This is a genomic window from Dactylosporangium sp. NBC_01737, from assembly GCF_035963215.1.
Classification (GTDB): domain Bacteria; phylum Actinomycetota; class Actinomycetes; order Mycobacteriales; family Micromonosporaceae; genus Dactylosporangium.
On the sequence record NZ_CP109153.1, the window covers coordinates 5,056,458 to 5,072,087 of the forward strand.

Sequence of the window (15,630 nt, forward strand, 5' to 3'; positions counted from 1 at the left end):
TCCTCCTGACCCGAAGCCGGCCCGGGGCGGCGTCGTGCCGCCCCGGGCCGGTGCCCGTCGACCGGTGGAGGCCGGATGTTCACGACCGCGGTCCGGCAGATGCGGGTGGCGTTCTCCACCGTGCTCGGCCGTCCCTTCTCCGTCCCGGTGGTGCAAGGACTGGTCCGGGACGCCCTGGCGACGCTGGAGGAGTTCGGCACACCCGGCGACGACGTCGGCCAACTGGTCGACGGACCCTACGCCGACCCCACGATGCGCCGCGAGCTGCAGACCAGGGCGCTGCAACGCACTGCGCGGCACCTCACCGCCGGCGCACCGTACTACCGGGACCGGTTCGCCGCCGCGGGCGTCGACCCGGCCGGGCTCACCCCCGAGACGCTGCTCCGGCTGCCGGTGATGACCCGGGCCGAGCTGGTGTCCAGGCAGCGGGACCTGCTGTGCGGTCGCCCCTACCTGTCGACTCGCAGCACCGGCAGCACCGGCACCCCGGTCGAGGTGTGGCTGTCCCGGCAGGAGATCACGCTCTGGCCGGCGCTCATCGCGCTGTCGCTCGTGCTGCGCGGGGAGCTCACCCCCGACGACCACGTCCAGCTCAGCATCAGCTCCCGGGCGACCGCGGCGATCCAGGAGGACGTCGAGCTGTGCGGCCTGGTGGGCGCCGGCTGCAGCGTCGTGGGGCTGGTGCCGCCGGACGAGGCCCTGGACCGGCTGTGCGAATCCGCGACGGTGCTCAACACGTACCCGAGCTACCTCGGCGCGCTCGTCACCGCCGCCCGCAGGCGTGGCCTGGGCCCGGACGACTTCGCGTTGCACACCGTCAACGCCGGCGGCGAGGTGCTGTCGGCGGCGCTCGTCGCGGCGGCCGAGGCCACGTTCGGCGCGCGGATCAATGACGCGTACGGCGCCACCGAGGTCCTGCCGGTCGGTGGGCGGTTCTGCACGCACCGGCACCTGCATCCCGACCCGAACATGGGGTACGCCGAGACGATCGACCTCGCGACCGGTGCCCCGGCCGAACCGGGCCGGCTCGGCACCCTCGTGGTCACTCCGTACCACCCGTACCGCGAATGCATGCCGGTGCTGCGCTACGACACCCGCGACCTGGTGCGCGCCCCCGCCGCCGACGAGCCGCCGTGCGAACTGGCGGCCATCCCCGGGATGTCGCACATCCTCGGCAAGGCCCGCGACCTGCTGACCACCGCATCCGGGCCGGTCACCCCCCGCGACGTGGTGGAGGTGATGGACGCGCTCCCGGGGGCCCGCTGGCCGGTGCGGTTCGCCGCCGAGGAGACGGGCGGGCGGGTGCGGGTCACCGTGCCGGACGACCACACGGGCGGCCTGTCGACCGGCGAGATCGCCGGACGTTTCGCCGGCCGCGGCATCGACGTGGAGGTCGTGGTGGTCCCGATGGGGCAGGACGACGCCCGGCGGCTGCGGCCGCTGCGCTGCGACCTGCTGGAGCAGACCTTCACCAGGCCCGTCCCGACCCTCGTGGGGGAGCCCGTATGAGCCGGACGGCGTTTCTGGTCCTGGTCACGTTCTGCTTCGCGCTGGCCGCGCCGCTGGCCGCCGCCGCCTACTTCCGGTGGGTCCGGGCGGCCAGGCCGGCCGTCGGGGTCTTCGGAACCGGCGACGTGTTCGTGATGATGGGGTTCGTCGTGGTACTGCCGTTCGCGTACCTCGCGTTGCCCGGCTGGGGCCTGCCGACGGTGCTCGGGCTGGTCTTCGCCGGTGGGCTGTCGGTCGGGTACGAACGGGTCGTGACACACCGCTGGCTGCGGCGGGGCCTGATCCTCGGCCTGCTGGGCGCGGACCTCGCGGCGTGGGCGGCGTGGCGGGCCGGCGCGGCACCGCTCTGGTTCACCGCCGTGAACAGCGTGGTCGTGCTGCTGATCGCGGTCTCCGCGGCCAACCTCTCCGCGCAGGGCGGCCTGCGGCTGCGGCACGCGGCATGGTTCACGCTCGGCCTCGCCGTCTACGACCTGACCTTCGCGACCGCGATCCCCATCACCCAGAAGCTCGCGGCGGCGATCCAGGGCTACCCGTTCGCGCCGTCGGCCGGGCTGCGCGTCGGCGACCTCGGCGCGGTGATCGGGATGGGTGACCTGCTGGCGTACGCGCTGTTCGGCGTCACCGCGTACAAGGCGTACGGCCGGACCGGCCTGCGGGTGGCGCTCGTCGTCGTCGCCGCCTTCGGCGCGCTGGCGCCGGCGCTGTCCCCGCTGGTCATCGAGGCGGTCGCCGGGCACCGGCCGTCGCTCATCCCGGCACAGGTGTTCTTCGGACCGGGAGCGTTCCTCGGGTACCTGCTGCTGCGGCGCCTCGGCCCGGAACGCCGCATGGCGGAGATCCTCGGCAACCCCGTCAACCGGCCGGCTGACCGCCGGGCCCGCTGGCTCGGGCCACCGGCTCCGTCCGTTGCACCGGCTCCGTCCGTTGCACCGGCTCCGTCCGTTGCACCGGCTCCGGCCGTTGCACCGGCTCCGGCCGTTGCGCCGGCGCGGCCCGCCGAGGTTCGCGGGCCGGTGCGCCTGTCCTGACCGGCGGCCAGTCGTCGTCCGGCGCGACCGGACCGGCCGGCCGCGGTGCCCGGTCCAGCACGACCGCCGCCCGGCGCCGGCACGCCTCGGCCCGCTGGTCCTGGCCGCAGTCGTGCCACACCGACGCCAGCAGGCGCAGCACGTACGCCTCACCGACCCGCAGGCCGGCGTCGCGGCAGACGGCGAGCGCCGCGGTCAGGTCCGCGACGGCCGCGTCCAGCCGGTCCAGCCGTCGGTAGGCCTCGGCCCGCCACAGCAGCGCCTGCCACGCGCTGTCCTGGGCGCCGGTCTCCTGGCAGCGTCGCAGCCCCAGGGTGAGCAGGCGGGCACCCTGGGCGGGGCGGCCCAGTCGCACGTAGGCCTTGCCGAGCCCGGTCAGGGTGATGCCCTCGCCGACCAGGTCCCGTTCCGCGCGGCGGATCTGTAGGCTCTCCAGCAGGTATCCGAGCGCCCGCTTGTAGTCGCCGAGCTGGAGCAGGACCTCCCCGGCCTCATACCGGGTGATCCCGACCGCGGGCCGCCGCCCGGCCGAGCCGTACCGCGCCGCGCTCTCCTCGAAGCATCGCAGCGCCGCGGCCGGGTCACCCCGCCGGGCGTGGGTGAGGCCGAGGTGCGAGAGAGTGGCGGCGGTCCCTCGCTCGTCCTGCGCGGCCCGCCGGGCGGCGAGGACCTCGTGCAGGTGGTCGAGGGCTGCGGCGTACTCGCCCCGTTCGCGGCACACGATGGCCAGCATGGTCCGCGCCGTGGACTCGGCCCGCCAGTCGCCGAGCGCCGCCGCGACCCGCCGGCTCAGCGTGCCGAGGGTGGCGATGTCGTCCCAGCGTCCGCGCATCGGCAGGTACTGGATGGTCGCCGTGGACAGTCCGAGCACGAACCGCGCGTGTTCGGGCTCGCCGTCGGCGACGTGCCGGGCCACCGCGAGCAGGCAGGGCCACTCGCTGTCCAGCCAGTGCAGGGCTTCCGCCGGGGTGGTGACGGCCACCCTCGCCGGCGCGCCCACGAGCTGCGGGACCTCCTCCCGCCGTTGGTTGGGGCGCAGTACGTCGACGGCCTGCTGCACGGTGCCGAGGTAGAACGACAGGGCACGCGTCACCGCAGCCTGACGGTCCACTGTGGACTCCATGGCGTCGGCGAGCTCGGCGGCGAAGCACCGCAGCAGGTCGTGCATGGCGAACCGGTCCCCGCCGGTGCGGCTCAGCAGGTGCGCCTCGGCCAGCCGGTCCAGGGCCGGCTCTGCCTCGGCGGTGCACACGTCCAGCAGCGCCGCCGCGACGGCCGGCTCGAACGTCGGGGTCCGGACCAGGGCGAGCAGCCGGAACAGCCGCGCCGCGGTCGGATCGCCGAGCCCCTGGTAGCTGACCTGGAAGCAGGTGCGGACCGCGAGCTCGCCGGCACGCAGCCCGTTGAGTCGGTGCCGCTCCTCGCGCAGCTCGTCGGCGAGCGCCGCCAGGGCCGGTCGGGGCGGCCGGCCAGCCGGGCGGCGGCGATGCGCACCGCGAGGGGCAGGTGCTCGCACTGCCGGACCAGCTCGACGGCGCGCACCGGCCGCGGCCACCCGCTCGGCGCCGCACAGCCGGCCGAGCAGCGCCAGCGCGCCCTGCGTGGACAGCGCACCGAGCGCCATGCTGTGCGAGGACTCCAGGGTGACCAGCATGCGCCGGCTGGTCACGATCGCGGCGCACCGGGGCCGGCCGGCAGCAACGGCCGCGCCTGGGCCTCGTCGGCGGCGTTGTCGAGCACGACCAGCAGCCGCCGGGCCGCCGTCAGGGACCGGAACCGGCCGGCCGCCTCCTCCGGGTCCGACGGCACCTGCACCTCCGGCACGCCGAGCGCGCGCAGGAACCGGCCCAGCACCGCGGCGGGTTCGGCGGGCGGCATCGCGGCGGCGCCGTGCAGGTCCGCGTAGAGCTGCCCGTCCGGGAACCGGGCCGAGACCTGATGTGCCGCCCGCACCGCGAACGTGGACTTGCCGATCCCGCCGGGTCCGTGCACGACCACCACGGCAGGCCCGCCGGGCGTCTGCAGCGTCGTGCGCATCGCGTCGAGTTCGGCGGTACGCTCGACGAACGCCGGATTGTCCAGCGGCAGCTCACGGGGTGGCACGAGCACCGGACCCGTCGCGGTCGGCGTCGCGGCCAGCAGCGTCTCGTCCCGGTTGAGGATTGCGCCGTGCAGCCGGGTCAGCTCGGCGGCTGGTTCGATGCCGATCCGTTCGGCAAGGACCGCCCGGGCCCGCTGAAACGTCGACAGTGCACCGGCGGCGTCGCCGCTGCGGTACTGCGCGATCATCAGCAGCTCCCACAGCCGCTCCCGCAGCGGGTGGGTCACGACCTCCCGCCGCAGCTCGGCGACGACCTCGGCGTGGCGTCCCTGTGCCAGGCGGGCCGCGGCGAGCGCCTCGACCGCGTCGCCCCGCTGCTCGTCGAGGGTGTCGAGCAGGCCGCTAAGGGCGGCGTCGCGCCGTACACCCGCAGCCGCCGGACCTCGCCAGTGCGCGAGCGCCGCGCTGAGCCGCCCGGCCGCGGCGTCGACCGCCCCCTGCTGCTGCAACATCCGGCCGGCACCGAACTCCCGGTCGAACCTGTGCAGGTCGAGCTCCCCGTCGTGGACCTCGACGAGGAACCCCGGGCGGCGGGTGACGAGCCGGGTCCCGCCGGCATGGTCCGGATCGGCGAGGACCCGCCGCAGCCGCACACAGTAGGTGCGGACGTTGGCCTGCGCGGACAGCGGCGGGTCTTCCTGCCACAGCAGGTCGGTGATCCGGTCCAGCGACAGCACCTGGTTGGCGTGCAGCAGCAGCACCAGCAGCAGCATGCGCTGCTTCGGCGGGCCGAGCGCCACCGTCGCCCCGTCGCGCCGGATCTCGACGGGCCCGAGGATCCGGAACTGGAAGTGACTCACGCACCGACCTCTGCCGCGGTAGAAAGGCCTATCTACGGCCATCATGCCGGAAACTCGACACCACCGTCGGGGCAAGGCCCGCGCGCAGCGCACCGACGCCAACCCGGACCCCTGAGGCGACGGCGCTGGCGTTCTTCGCGATGGTCGGCTTCGAGGACTCGGTCAACATGGTTGAGGAGACCAAGGATCCGGTCCGCATCTTCCCGAAGGTCATGCTCGCCGGGCTGTGCGTCACCGGGCTGATCTACGTGCTGGTGTCGATCTCGTCGGTCGCGCTGGTGTCGCTGGCTGACCTCAGCGAAGGCGACGCCCCGCTGCTCAAAGTCGTGGCGGCTGGCGCGCCGGCGTTCCCGATCACCATCTTTGCATTCATCGCGATGTTCGCGGTCGCGAACTCGGCGCTCATCAATATGCTCATGGCCAGCCGGCTGTTGTACGGGATGGCGAACGAGCGGGTGCTGCCCCACTTCCTGGGCCTGGTGCATCGGGCGCGGCGGACCCCGTGGGCGGGGATCCTGTTCACCACGCTCATCGCGTTCGGGCTGATCTGGTTCGCCGATCTCACCGCGCTCGGCGGCACCACCGCCCTGCTGCTGCTGTGCGTGTTCACCGTCGTGAACGTGGCGGTCCTGGTGCTGCGCCGCGACCGGGTCGAGCACCGGCACTTCCGGGCGCCCACGGTGATCCCGGTCATCGGCGCGATCGCCTGCGCCTACCTGGCCAGCCCGCTGTCCGGCCGCTCGGGCGAGAACTACAAGCTCGCCGGAGTACTGCTGGTGATCGGCGTGGTGCTGTGGACGATCACGTACGCGGTGAACCGGTTCATCCTGCACCAGGACACCAGGCTCAACCCGAGCGCCTGGCCGACGACCCGGACGAGCAGTAAGCCGGGCCGATGGAGGCCGGGCGGCGCTCAGCCGGACAGGGTTCGGCGCTGGTGTTCCCGACGGCGCCTGCCCGGCGGGATTGCGGCCGTGGCCGATGCTTCGGTGTGGGTCATTTGGCGAGGTCGGTGGTGCAGTGCGGGCACCGGATCGCGTCAACGGCCAAGTCGTCGAGCTTGCAGCTCGGGCAGGTCTTGGTCGGTGGCGGATCACCGAAGACGGTCTTGCCGCGCTTGCGCATGTAGGCCCGGTAGGGCACCACGATCAAAAAGTAGATCACGGCCATGAAGATGACGAAGTAGACGAGCGCGCCGATGAACGCGCCGAGGTCAATCCGCTGGCCGTTCACCGTCCAACCGATTCCCTTCCCGGCCGTTCCCCCGCCCGCTATCGCGTTGATCAGGGGTGTGATGACGCTGTCGGTGAAGGACTTGATCAAGGTGCTGAAGGCTAAGGCGACGACCAGGCCCACTGCGACAACGATCAGGTCGCCTTGCATGAAGAAGTTCTTGAAGCCTTTGAGCATCCGCATTCCAAGTGTCGACGTATGACGAAATCCCGCAGGGGCTCCTGCATCGTTGGTGTCCAGCGCCACATCGCAGGCACGCACCAAGCGCGGACCCGCCCGTCGCTGCACCTTCTCTACCAAGTCGCCGCTGACATAAACCGGCCCGGCCCGCCGGGCCGCAGCCGGCCCGCGGAGCTTCCGCCAGCTGGCAGCTCCGAGGTGGCGGAAGCTCCGCGGCAAAGATCTTCAGCGGCCTCGACGACAGCGACCGCTACGCCGACACCCTCCGCCTGCTGGGACCCTGTAGCTGCCGAGAATCTCATCCGGGCAGGTCAGGCGGCACGATCGTACTCGTGGGGGATGCCGCCGAGGCGGTCACGTCGATGGATGTTCAGGTGGGCGAGCCGGTGCGGGTCGGTGATCGGTTCGGGTAGCGGCGTGAGTGGCCGGGCGTTGGCGATGCCCTGATGCGGCGGGTGCCGGTTGTAGAAGACCTCGTACTCGCGTAGCGAGTGCAGCAGGTGTCGCTGGTTGAGGATTGACGTCCGGTCGAGCAGTTCACGCCGGCAGGTCCGCACTCAGCGTTCTATCACCGCGTTCATCCGGGCATCCGGACGCCGGTGAGTACAACGTTGATGCCGGCGTCGGCGAGGATCGTGTCGAACAGGGCCGGGTAGTTGCCGTCCCGGTCGCGGATCAGGTACTTCACCGAGCATCCCACGTCTTCGAGGTCCATCATGAGGTTGCGGGCGATCTGCGTCACCCACGCCGCGCTTGGGTGCGCGGTCACACCGAGGATCCGGACGCGGCGGCTGGCATGTTCGATGACTGCCAGGACGTACATCTTGGTGCCGGTGAGCGTGACCGTCTCGAGGAAGTCCACGGCCAGCAACGCCTCGGCCTGCGAACGCAGGAACTGCGCCCACGTGGTGGTCGCGCGGGCCGGGGCTGGATCGATCCCCGCCGCGCGCAGGATCTCCCAGACTGTCGACGCGGCGACCTTGACCCGGAGGGTGAGCAGTTCCCAGTGCACCCGCCGGTATCCCCCGACGGGTTCTCCGCCACCAGGCGCAGCACCAGCGCGCGGATCGAGCGGATGGTGCGTGGCCGGCCCTGTCGGCGGGGCCGCGACGCCGCCGCGTGACGGCGGGCATGCAGGTCACGATGCCAGCGCAGCACAGTGTCGGGCCGCACCAACGGCCGTAGGTCGAGCAACGCCGGCCGGGGGAGCCTGTTGAGCAGCGCGGCCAGCCACGCCCGATCAGCTGGCTCGAACCGGACTCGCTGCCCGTCGAGTTGGCGGTGCAGCACCGCGAGCTGGTGCCGCAGGGCGAGGATCTCCGCGTCCTTGCCCCGATCGCTGGCCGGCAGCAGCCGCAGCAACGCGAGCGCGTTGGTGATAGCCAGGTACGCCAATCGCAACAGCATGAGACAGCATCATCGCGTAGTCACCGACGACGAGGGTCCTCAGGACACCGAGACCCGACGAGACACGATCGTCCTCACTTGCCAGAATGCCCTCTGACCAGCACGGACGTATTTGTCGGCAGGTACAGGGCCGACACCACCGCCGGTATCGAGCGGCACGGGCTGTGGTTCAAACCTGAAGACCGGGTGGTGCTGGCGGCGTTGTCCCGGCTGCTGCCGCGAGCCCGATGGTCGGTCTTCTCCGTCACGCCAGCCACGCTGCTGCGGTGGCACCAGCAGCTGATCGCCCGGCACTGGACCATCCATACCGCGACCGGGCCGGCCGGCGCATTACCGCCAGATCCGTGACCTGGTGTTGCGTCTGGCGGCGGAAACCTGACCTGGGGTCATCGCCGTATCCAAGGAGAACTGACCGACCCGGGATACCGGATCGCGGCGCGAGCAGCACTGCGGCGCACACCGCGATCAGACCGGCGACGAACAGCATCACCGACCTGATCGGTCAGTGGGCCGGGAACCTTCCTCAAAGCTGGACGACGCTGTGACGGGTGTTGCGCCCGCACCCGGAGCAGGACGCCAGGGTCCACGACCTGCTGCCGTTTTTCAGCGGATGCCGCCGCGGTTCCACAGCGACTCGGCGTGCCCGCACGTGTCGCAGGGCATGCTCCACTTGAGGGTGTCGGCCTCCATATCGGCAGCCCACTTCGCGGGCAGGACCGCCTTGAAGAACCGCTGCACCGACGTCATCGGTGCAGGATAGACGACCCTCACCACTGCAACGTCTGGACCTCGGTGTACTCCAGGACCCCTTCGGGGCCGAACTCGCGGCCGATGCCGGAACGGCCGAACCCGCCGAACGGCAGCCGGACGTCGGCGGCGGCACCGTCGTTGACGCTGATCCGCCCCGCGCGGAGCCGTTCGGCGACCGCGACGGCCGCGACGCGGTCGGCGGACACGACCGCGCCGGCGAGGCCGTACGGAGAGTCGTTGGCGAGGGTGACCGCCTCGTCGTCAGAGCCGAACGGGATGACCACGGCGACCGGGCCGAAGATCTCGTGCCGGGCGACCGGGTCGTCGTTGCCGAGACCGGTCAGAACGACCGGTTCGTGGAAGAACCCTTTGCCGTCGACCGTGGCGGGGCCGCCGTCGACGGCTGCCTTCGCGCCTCGGCGTCGCGCGTCCCGCACCAGGGAAGCCACCCGGTCCCGGTGGGCCGCCGAGATGAGCGGGCCCAGGGTCGTGCGCGCGTCGGCCGGGTCGCCGGGCACGGCGGCGGCGAGACGGTCCGTGAGCGCCGCCACGTAGTCAGCGAACACGTCGCGGTGCACCAGGTGGCGGGTCAGCAGCGCACAGCCCTGCCCCGCGAGGGTCGTCGTGTTCACGGCGCCGATCCGGCTGGCCAGGGCGAGGTCGGCGTCGGCGCGCACGACAAGGGCCGACTTGCCGCCGAGTTCCAGCACGACGCGGGTGATGTTCCCCGCCGCCTGCGCCATCACCTTCGCCCCGACGGTGTCGGATCCCGTGAACGTGACCAGGCCGACCCTGGGGTCGCCGACGAGTGCCGCACCGACGTCGGCGCCGCCGGTGACGACGTTCAGGACCCCGGGCGGGATGCCCGCCTCGTCGGCGGCCTCGGCGAGGGCGAGGATCTCCAGGGGCGTGTACGGCGACGGTTTCACCACGACGGTGTTGCCCATCGCGAGGGCCGCCGCGACCTTCGGCAGGGTCAGCAGCAGCGGCGCGTTGAACGGTGTGACGGCCACGACGACCCCGGCCGGGACCCGCCGGACCAGGCTCGCACTCACCCTCGGTGGCGCGCCGGCGGCGCGGGGCGGCGAAGGGAGCATCCGGTCGTGGTCGGCGGTCGCGGCGCCGATCGCGTATTCCAGGTGCGCCAGCCCGGACGCGACGAACGCCGCCGACTGCCCGCGCGGCGCACCCGACTCCGCGATCGACAGGGCGACGTGGTCCTCCACCCGGTCGGACAGGGTGCGGTGCAGGCGGCGCAGGGCGGCGGCGCGCTCGGCCGGGGTGAGTCCGGACCAACGCCCGTCGTGGAACGCCCGATGCGCCGCGGCAACCGCGTCGGTCGCGTCGGCGGCGGTACCGTCGGCGGCGCTGCCGATCACCGCCTCCGTCGCCGGGTTCACCACGTCGGCCGACGCGCCACCGGCGGCGGCCCGCCATTGCCCGTCCACGTACAGTCCGCGTTCCATCAGCCGAGGATAGGTGTGGCGAAGCGGACGCGGCGATGGCGCGGCGATTGGCTGTGCCTATCGACAGATGCGCGGTTCGTCTTTGTGCACACCACCCCCGACCGGCTGAAATTGCGGTATGGAGCACACCGCGGTGATTGTCGACGCCGTCCGAACCCCGATCGGCAAGCGCAACGGCGCCCTCGCCGCCTGGCATCCGGTGGACCTGGCCGCCGAGGTGCTCAAGACCCTTGTCGCGCGGACCGGGATCGACCCGGCCGACGTCGACGACGTTATGTTCGGCTGCGTCAACCAGCTCGGTGACCAGTCCACCAACGTCGGCCGGATGGCGGCCCTCGCGGCCGGCTGGCCGGAGACGGTGCCGGGTGTGACGATCGACCGGGCCTGCGGGTCCAGTCAGCAGGCGCTGCACTTCGCGGTCGCGAGCGTCCTGTCCGGCATGGCCGACCTGGTCGTCGCCGGCGGGGTCGAGATGATGTCGCGGGTGCCGCTCGGCGCCGCCCGCGCGACCGGCATGCCGTACGGGCCGAAAGTCCGCGCCCGGTACGCCCGCGACGCGTTCAGCCAGGGCGAGGGTGCGGAGACCCTGGCCGACCGGTACAAGCTGTCTAGGACGGCGCTGGACGAGTTCTCGGTCCGTTCGCACACCCTCGCCGCTGCCGCGACCGACGCCGGAGCGTTCGCCGGTCAGCTCGTCACGCTGCCGGACACGCCGCTGGCCGCCGACGAGGGCATCCGTCGATCGTCCACAGTGGAGACGCTGGCGAATCTGAAACCGGCGTTCCGTGAGGACGGCGTCATCCACGCCGGCAACGCCTCCCAAATCTCCGACGGTGCCGCCGCGCTGCTCGTGACGACCGGGGACCGGGCCTGCGCGCTCGGCCTGACCCCCCTCGCCGTGTTCCGTGCCGGCACGGTCGTCGGCGATGACCCGGTCGTCATGCTCAGCGCCCCCTGGCCGGCGACGCACAAGGTCCTCGCCCGCGCTGGTCTCGGCATCGACGACATCGGCGCGTTCGAGATCAACGAGGCGTTCGCGTCCGTGCCGCTCGGCTGGCTCGCCGAGACCGGGGCGAAACCGGAACGGCTGAACCCGCTCGGCGGAGCGATCGCGGTCGGTCATCCCCTGGGAGCGTCCGGCGCGATCCTCATGACCCGGCTGCTGCACCACATGCGCGACAACGACATCCGGTACGGGTTGCAGTCGATGTGCGAGGCGGGTGGCATGGCCAACGCCACGATCGTCGAGCTGGCCGGATGACCCTCCTGGACGGCCGCCGGATCCTGGTGACCGGCGGCTCGCGGGGGATCGGCCGGGCGATCGTCGAGGGCGCCACGGCGGCCGGGGCCCGCTGTGCCGTCATCTGTCGCGACCCGGCCGGCGCTGCCGAGCTGCTGCGGGCGTGCGCTGATGCCGGATCGCCGGTCCCGTCCGTCCACGCCGGAGACATCACCGACGCCGATGGCTGCGAACAGGCCGTCATCGCCGCCGCGGAGACGCTCGGTGGGGTCGACGTCGTCGTCAACAACGCCGCCAGGGTGTCCGGCGGTGTCCCGGACGGGCTGTTCACGACGACGGACGCGCTGCTGCGGGCCGACTTCGACGAGAAGGTCGTCGGCTATCTGCGGGTCGTGCGGGCCGCCGTGCCATACCTGCGAAACAGCGTCCAAGGCAGGGTGGTGAACATCGGCGGGGAGGCGGCGCGGATCGCCCGGCACAACGTCAGCTCCGGGGTGCGCAACGCCGCCCTCGTGCACCTGACCCATTCGATGGCCCGCGAGCTCGGCCCGGACGGGATCACCGCGAACGTCGTCCAGCCCGGGCTCGTGCTCACCGCGGGCGTGCGGGCGATGCTCGTCGCCGGTGCACCGGATCCGGACGCACACCTGCGCAAACTGGCCGCCAGGCAGTCGCTGCGGAGGTTCGTCGAACCGGCCGAGGTCGCCGCCGTCGTGGTGTTCCTCGCGTCGGTGGCGTCGTCGGGGCTGACCGGGCAGGTGCTGACGGTGTCTGGCGGCACGTCAACGGCGGTGCACTACTGAGATCCGCTTCGCGGCGAACACCAGGCCGCCGTGCGCGGTGCGGGTGACGTGGTCGCGGTAGCGGCCCCAGGTCTGCACGACCTGCCCGTCGGCGGCTTGTGACACCGCGTGGAACAGTGCCCGGACCTCGATCGGATCCCCGTCGCCGGTGATCTCCACATTGGACACCAGATGCAGGCCGGGTGCGGTGGTGCGCGCCCAGTACCGGTGGAACAGCCCGACGAACTCGGCTGCTCCTTCGCGTGGCACGCCGTCGGCGCCGAGGGTCTCCACGTCATCGGCGACGATCGATCGCAGCAGGTCCGGGTCGCGGTCGTCGACGGCGCGGCAGTACGCCGCCTGCAACGCCGACACTTCGAGGAGCAGGTCGGTCATCGTGCGGCCCTCCAAGGTCCGGGGACGAGGTAGCCGTCCCGGTCGGTGAATGTGCCCCGCGACGCGAGCGCGGGATGGTGCGGTGCCTCGTCGGGGGTGAGAACGGGGGTGACGCAGGCATCGACGTCTGCAAACACCCGCTCCCAGTCCGCACGGGTCCTGCCGGCGAAGATCCGGGCCAGTTCGTCCCGCTGGGCAGGCCACCGGTCGCGGTCGTGCTGCGGCCAGTCCGCCGGGTCGATCCCCAGGGCGGCCAGGAGTGCCGCGTGGAACGCCGGTTCGATCGCGCCGACGGCCATGAACCCGCCGTCGGCAGTGCGGTAGGTGCGGTAGAACGGGGCGCCGCCGTCGAAGATGTTCGACTCCCGTCCGTGCGTCCACAGCCCCGCGGCGCGCATGTCGTGCAGCAGCGTCGTCAGCGAGGCGACGGCGTCGGTCATCGCCACGTCCAGGACGGTGCCACGGCCGGTGCGGATGCGTTCCAGCAGCGCCGCCAGGACCCCCATGACGAGGTATGTGCCGCCGGCGCCGAAGTCGGCGAGGAGGTTCAGCGGCGGCAGCGGCGGCCGGTCTGCCGGGCCGGTCGGATACAGCGCTCCGGCGACGGCGAGGTAGTTGATGTCGTGCCCGGCACGCTGCGCCCAGGCGCCGTCGTGACCCCAGCCGGTCATGTGGACGTAGACGAGCGGCGGGTGTTCGGCGCACAGGACCGCCGGGCCGAGCCCGAACCGTTCCACGACGCCCGGCCGGTACGGGTCGATGAACACGTCGGCGGTGGTTGCCAACCGGCGGACCGTGTCGCGACCCTCATCCGTCTTCAGGTCGGCGACGACGCTGCGCACGCCCCGGGACCGGGAGTCCAGGTGCGACGGCAGCCCGGACACCCCGACGCCGCTGCCCGGCCGGTCGACCCGGACGATCTCGGCGCCCAGGTCGCGCAGCAGCATTCCGGCGAACGGGGCCGGGCCGGCACCGGCGAGCAGGACGACCCGGACCCCGGTCAGCGGGGTCACGGCAGGCGCAGCGACAACAGCGGCACGAATTGGGCCGCGCTGTCCAGGTCGGTGTCGTCGGGCCCGCCGGCGACGGTGCGGCGGGGCATCGTCACCTTGATGGCGTTCGCCGCGGGGTAGTCGATGATCTGCACGGTCGCCGGGTCGACGTGCAGCAGGGCGGCGACGGCCTCGGCGGTGATGACGCCGGAGTCGCGCCACCGCAGGTATGCCTCCTCGGTCGTGAACACCATGTCGGCGGAGACGAGGAACGCACCCGCGTTGCGGGTCCGGAAGGTGCTGCACTCGGATCGGATGTCATTCATGAGCGAACCATCTCTTGCCGTGCGGCGCCGCTGTCGGTGACTTCAAGGGTGAATGGCTCCATCGGATGGTCGAGGGCGGCGGCGTGCCAGACGCTCCAGTTGAATACCGGCCCGACGTCGAGGACCGACGGGGCGTAGGCGAGCGCGCCGTTGGCGGAGTTCGCCACGCCGGGGACGCGGACACCGTGCATGAAGAACGGCATCGCCCCGGACACGATCTCGTGCGCGATCTCCTGGTCGGCGGCGACGGCCTCGGCAACGAGGCCGATCTCGTAGCAGCCGGCGTAGCCGTTCGCGGCGTTGGGTTCGGCGTCGCCGAGGACGGCGTCGTAGCCGTAGCGACGGAACCCGAACGTGTACTCGGAGCCGTCCAGGCCATAGCGGTCCTGGGCGGTGCGGTGCACGAGGTCGGTGATCGCGGCCGTGTAGTCGCCGACATTGCGCACCACGGCAGGGTCACGGACCCCGAACAGGCACATGCTGCGGTGGCCGATCTGCTCGACCCCTTCGAGGCGGACGCTGTACGGCTCCGGGGTGAACGCCGCCCCGACCACGCGGACGGTCTGCTCGTCCACCTGGATGTACCGCGCCGCCGACGTGTCCAGGGTTCCGGGTGGTTCGCGCAGCAGGTACGGGGTGGCGTTCTCGTACAGCATCTGCGCGGCGACGGAACGTACCGTGCACCGGGATCGGCCACCAACGGGCCTCACGGTGAACCCCTCGTCGTCGACCTCCCCGACGATGCACTCACCGGCGCCGATCGGCTCCTCGATCGCGTACCCGCACTCGACGGTCTTGCCCATATGCCATGCCGGGCCGGGGGCGATGCCGTGCATCAGCGGCACAGCGGCGTAGATCGCGGCGTCGGAGGACCGGCCGGCGAGGACGATCTGGGCACCTGCGTCGAGGGCCTCGGCGTAGGGTTCCGGACCCATCATCGCGACGATCCGGGCGGCCTTGTCGACGTCGGCCTCGGTCAGGTCCGGGCGGCCGTCGAGGCCCCACGTCTGTCCACTGCGGACCTTGCCGAGGACCCAGTCCTTCGGTTGTTCGGTGCGGATCGTGGCGATGCGGGCGGTCCGGCCGTGCGCGGCGAGGATGTCCTCGACGACGCCCTGGAACCAGGTGAGCCCGGCGTCGCTGCCGGTGAACCCGGCCGAGCCGATCAGCAGCGGAACCCCGATGTCGAGGGCGCCGACGACCATGCGTTCCAGGTCGCGGCGGGTCTGTCGGTAGCCGGCCCACGTGGTCGCGGCACCGAGGTAGTAGGGACCCCAGTCGGTGCTGCCGGCGTCGCAGGCGATGAAGTCCGGCTTCGTCTGCAGTGCGGCCCGGAACGACTTCGTGGAGAAGCCGCCGCCCATGACCGCGGCCGGGGCGATGAACCGTACCCTGGACCGGTTCTCAGTGCTCATCG

Annotated in this window: 14 protein-coding genes and 1 pseudogene; 4 read left to right on the plus strand and 11 right to left on the minus strand. The window is 72.2% G+C overall.

Annotation, left to right across the window (positions count from 1 at the left end; translation table 11 throughout):
- Positions 1-75: 75 nt before the first annotated feature.
- A complete protein-coding gene (locus OHA72_RS22865; RefSeq protein ID WP_327009817.1) occupies positions 76-1,509 on the plus strand; it encodes a phenylacetate--CoA ligase family protein in 1,434 nt (477 codons plus the stop codon).
- A gap of 855 nt (positions 1,510-2,364) precedes the next feature.
- Here the strand turns inward: OHA72_RS22865 and OHA72_RS22870 are convergent.
- Together OHA72_RS22870 and OHA72_RS22875 are read right to left on the minus strand one after the other, a co-directional pair.
- Positions 2,365-4,209 carry a tetratricopeptide repeat protein gene (locus OHA72_RS22870; protein WP_327009818.1) on the minus strand — a complete coding sequence of 615 codons (1,845 nt, stop codon included), beginning with the start codon at positions 4,207-4,209 and terminating at the stop codon, positions 2,365-2,367.
- Positions 4,206-5,441 carry an AfsR/SARP family transcriptional regulator gene (locus OHA72_RS22875; RefSeq protein WP_327009819.1) on the minus strand — a complete coding sequence of 412 codons (1,236 nt, stop codon included), beginning with the start codon at positions 5,439-5,441 and terminating at the stop codon, positions 4,206-4,208. Before OHA72_RS22875 ends, OHA72_RS22870 begins: the two co-directional genes overlap by 4 nt.
- Positions 5,442-5,608: 167 nt before the next feature.
- On the opposite strand from OHA72_RS22875, the pseudogene OHA72_RS64795 reads away from it, so the two are divergent.
- A pseudogene (locus OHA72_RS64795) lies at positions 5,609-6,100 on the plus strand (APC family permease); the annotation flags it as partial.
- A 337-nt stretch (positions 6,101-6,437) separates the two neighbouring features.
- On the opposite strand, the gene OHA72_RS64800 reads toward OHA72_RS64795, so the two are convergent.
- From OHA72_RS64800 to OHA72_RS22905, 5 genes are all read right to left on the minus strand, one after another.
- Positions 6,438-7,073, minus strand: coding sequence for a large conductance mechanosensitive channel protein MscL (locus tag OHA72_RS64800; protein ID WP_442788668.1), 636 nt, complete (start codon positions 7,071-7,073; stop codon positions 6,438-6,440).
- 92 nt (positions 7,074-7,165) lie between these two features.
- Positions 7,166-7,411: an integrase gene (locus tag OHA72_RS22890; protein ID WP_327009821.1), complete on the minus strand. Its 246-nt coding sequence runs from the start codon at positions 7,409-7,411 to the stop codon at positions 7,166-7,168.
- A gap of 20 nt (positions 7,412-7,431) precedes the next feature.
- Entirely contained in the window at positions 7,432-7,866 is a 435-nt protein-coding gene (locus OHA72_RS22895; RefSeq protein WP_327009822.1) for a hypothetical protein, read from the minus strand.
- Between the two features lie 998 nt (positions 7,867-8,864).
- Positions 8,865-9,008, minus strand: a complete 144-nt coding sequence (locus OHA72_RS22900) for a hypothetical protein (protein WP_327009823.1) — start codon at positions 9,006-9,008, stop codon at positions 8,865-8,867.
- 20 nt (positions 9,009-9,028) lie between these two features.
- Positions 9,029-10,477, minus strand: a complete 1,449-nt coding sequence (locus tag OHA72_RS22905) for an aldehyde dehydrogenase family protein (protein WP_327009824.1) — start codon at positions 10,475-10,477, stop codon at positions 9,029-9,031.
- 118 nt (positions 10,478-10,595) lie between these two features.
- Here OHA72_RS22905 and OHA72_RS22910 point away from each other — a divergent pair, with 118 nt between their 5' ends.
- Positions 10,596-11,738, plus strand: a complete 1,143-nt coding sequence (locus OHA72_RS22910; protein ID WP_327009825.1) for a thiolase family protein — start codon at positions 10,596-10,598, stop codon at positions 11,736-11,738.
- Positions 11,735-12,520, plus strand: a complete 786-nt coding sequence (locus OHA72_RS22915; RefSeq protein ID WP_327009826.1) for an SDR family NAD(P)-dependent oxidoreductase — start codon at positions 11,735-11,737, stop codon at positions 12,518-12,520. The genes OHA72_RS22910 and OHA72_RS22915 overlap by 4 nt, the downstream gene beginning before the upstream one ends.
- Here OHA72_RS22915 and OHA72_RS22920 read toward each other — a convergent pair.
- The 4 genes from OHA72_RS22920 to OHA72_RS22935 are packed head-to-tail and all read right to left on the minus strand — an operon-like array spanning position 12,500 to position 15,628.
- Positions 12,500-12,895 carry a nuclear transport factor 2 family protein gene (locus OHA72_RS22920; RefSeq protein WP_327009827.1) on the minus strand — a complete coding sequence of 132 codons (396 nt, stop codon included), beginning with the start codon at positions 12,893-12,895 and terminating at the stop codon, positions 12,500-12,502. The two genes, OHA72_RS22915 and OHA72_RS22920, sit on opposite strands and share 21 nt — an antisense overlap.
- Positions 12,892-13,908: a CaiB/BaiF CoA transferase family protein gene (locus tag OHA72_RS22925; RefSeq protein WP_327009828.1), complete on the minus strand. Its 1,017-nt coding sequence runs from the start codon at positions 13,906-13,908 to the stop codon at positions 12,892-12,894. Before OHA72_RS22925 ends, OHA72_RS22920 begins: the two co-directional genes overlap by 4 nt.
- Complete coding sequence (locus OHA72_RS22930) at positions 13,905-14,213, minus strand: DUF4387 family protein (protein ID WP_327009829.1); 309 nt, start codon at positions 14,211-14,213, stop codon at positions 13,905-13,907. Before OHA72_RS22930 ends, OHA72_RS22925 begins: the two co-directional genes overlap by 4 nt.
- Positions 14,210-15,628, minus strand: a complete 1,419-nt coding sequence (locus OHA72_RS22935) for an acyclic terpene utilization AtuA family protein (RefSeq protein ID WP_327009830.1) — start codon at positions 15,626-15,628, stop codon at positions 14,210-14,212. Before OHA72_RS22935 ends, OHA72_RS22930 begins: the two co-directional genes overlap by 4 nt.
- Between the last annotated feature and the right edge of the window lie 2 nt (positions 15,629-15,630).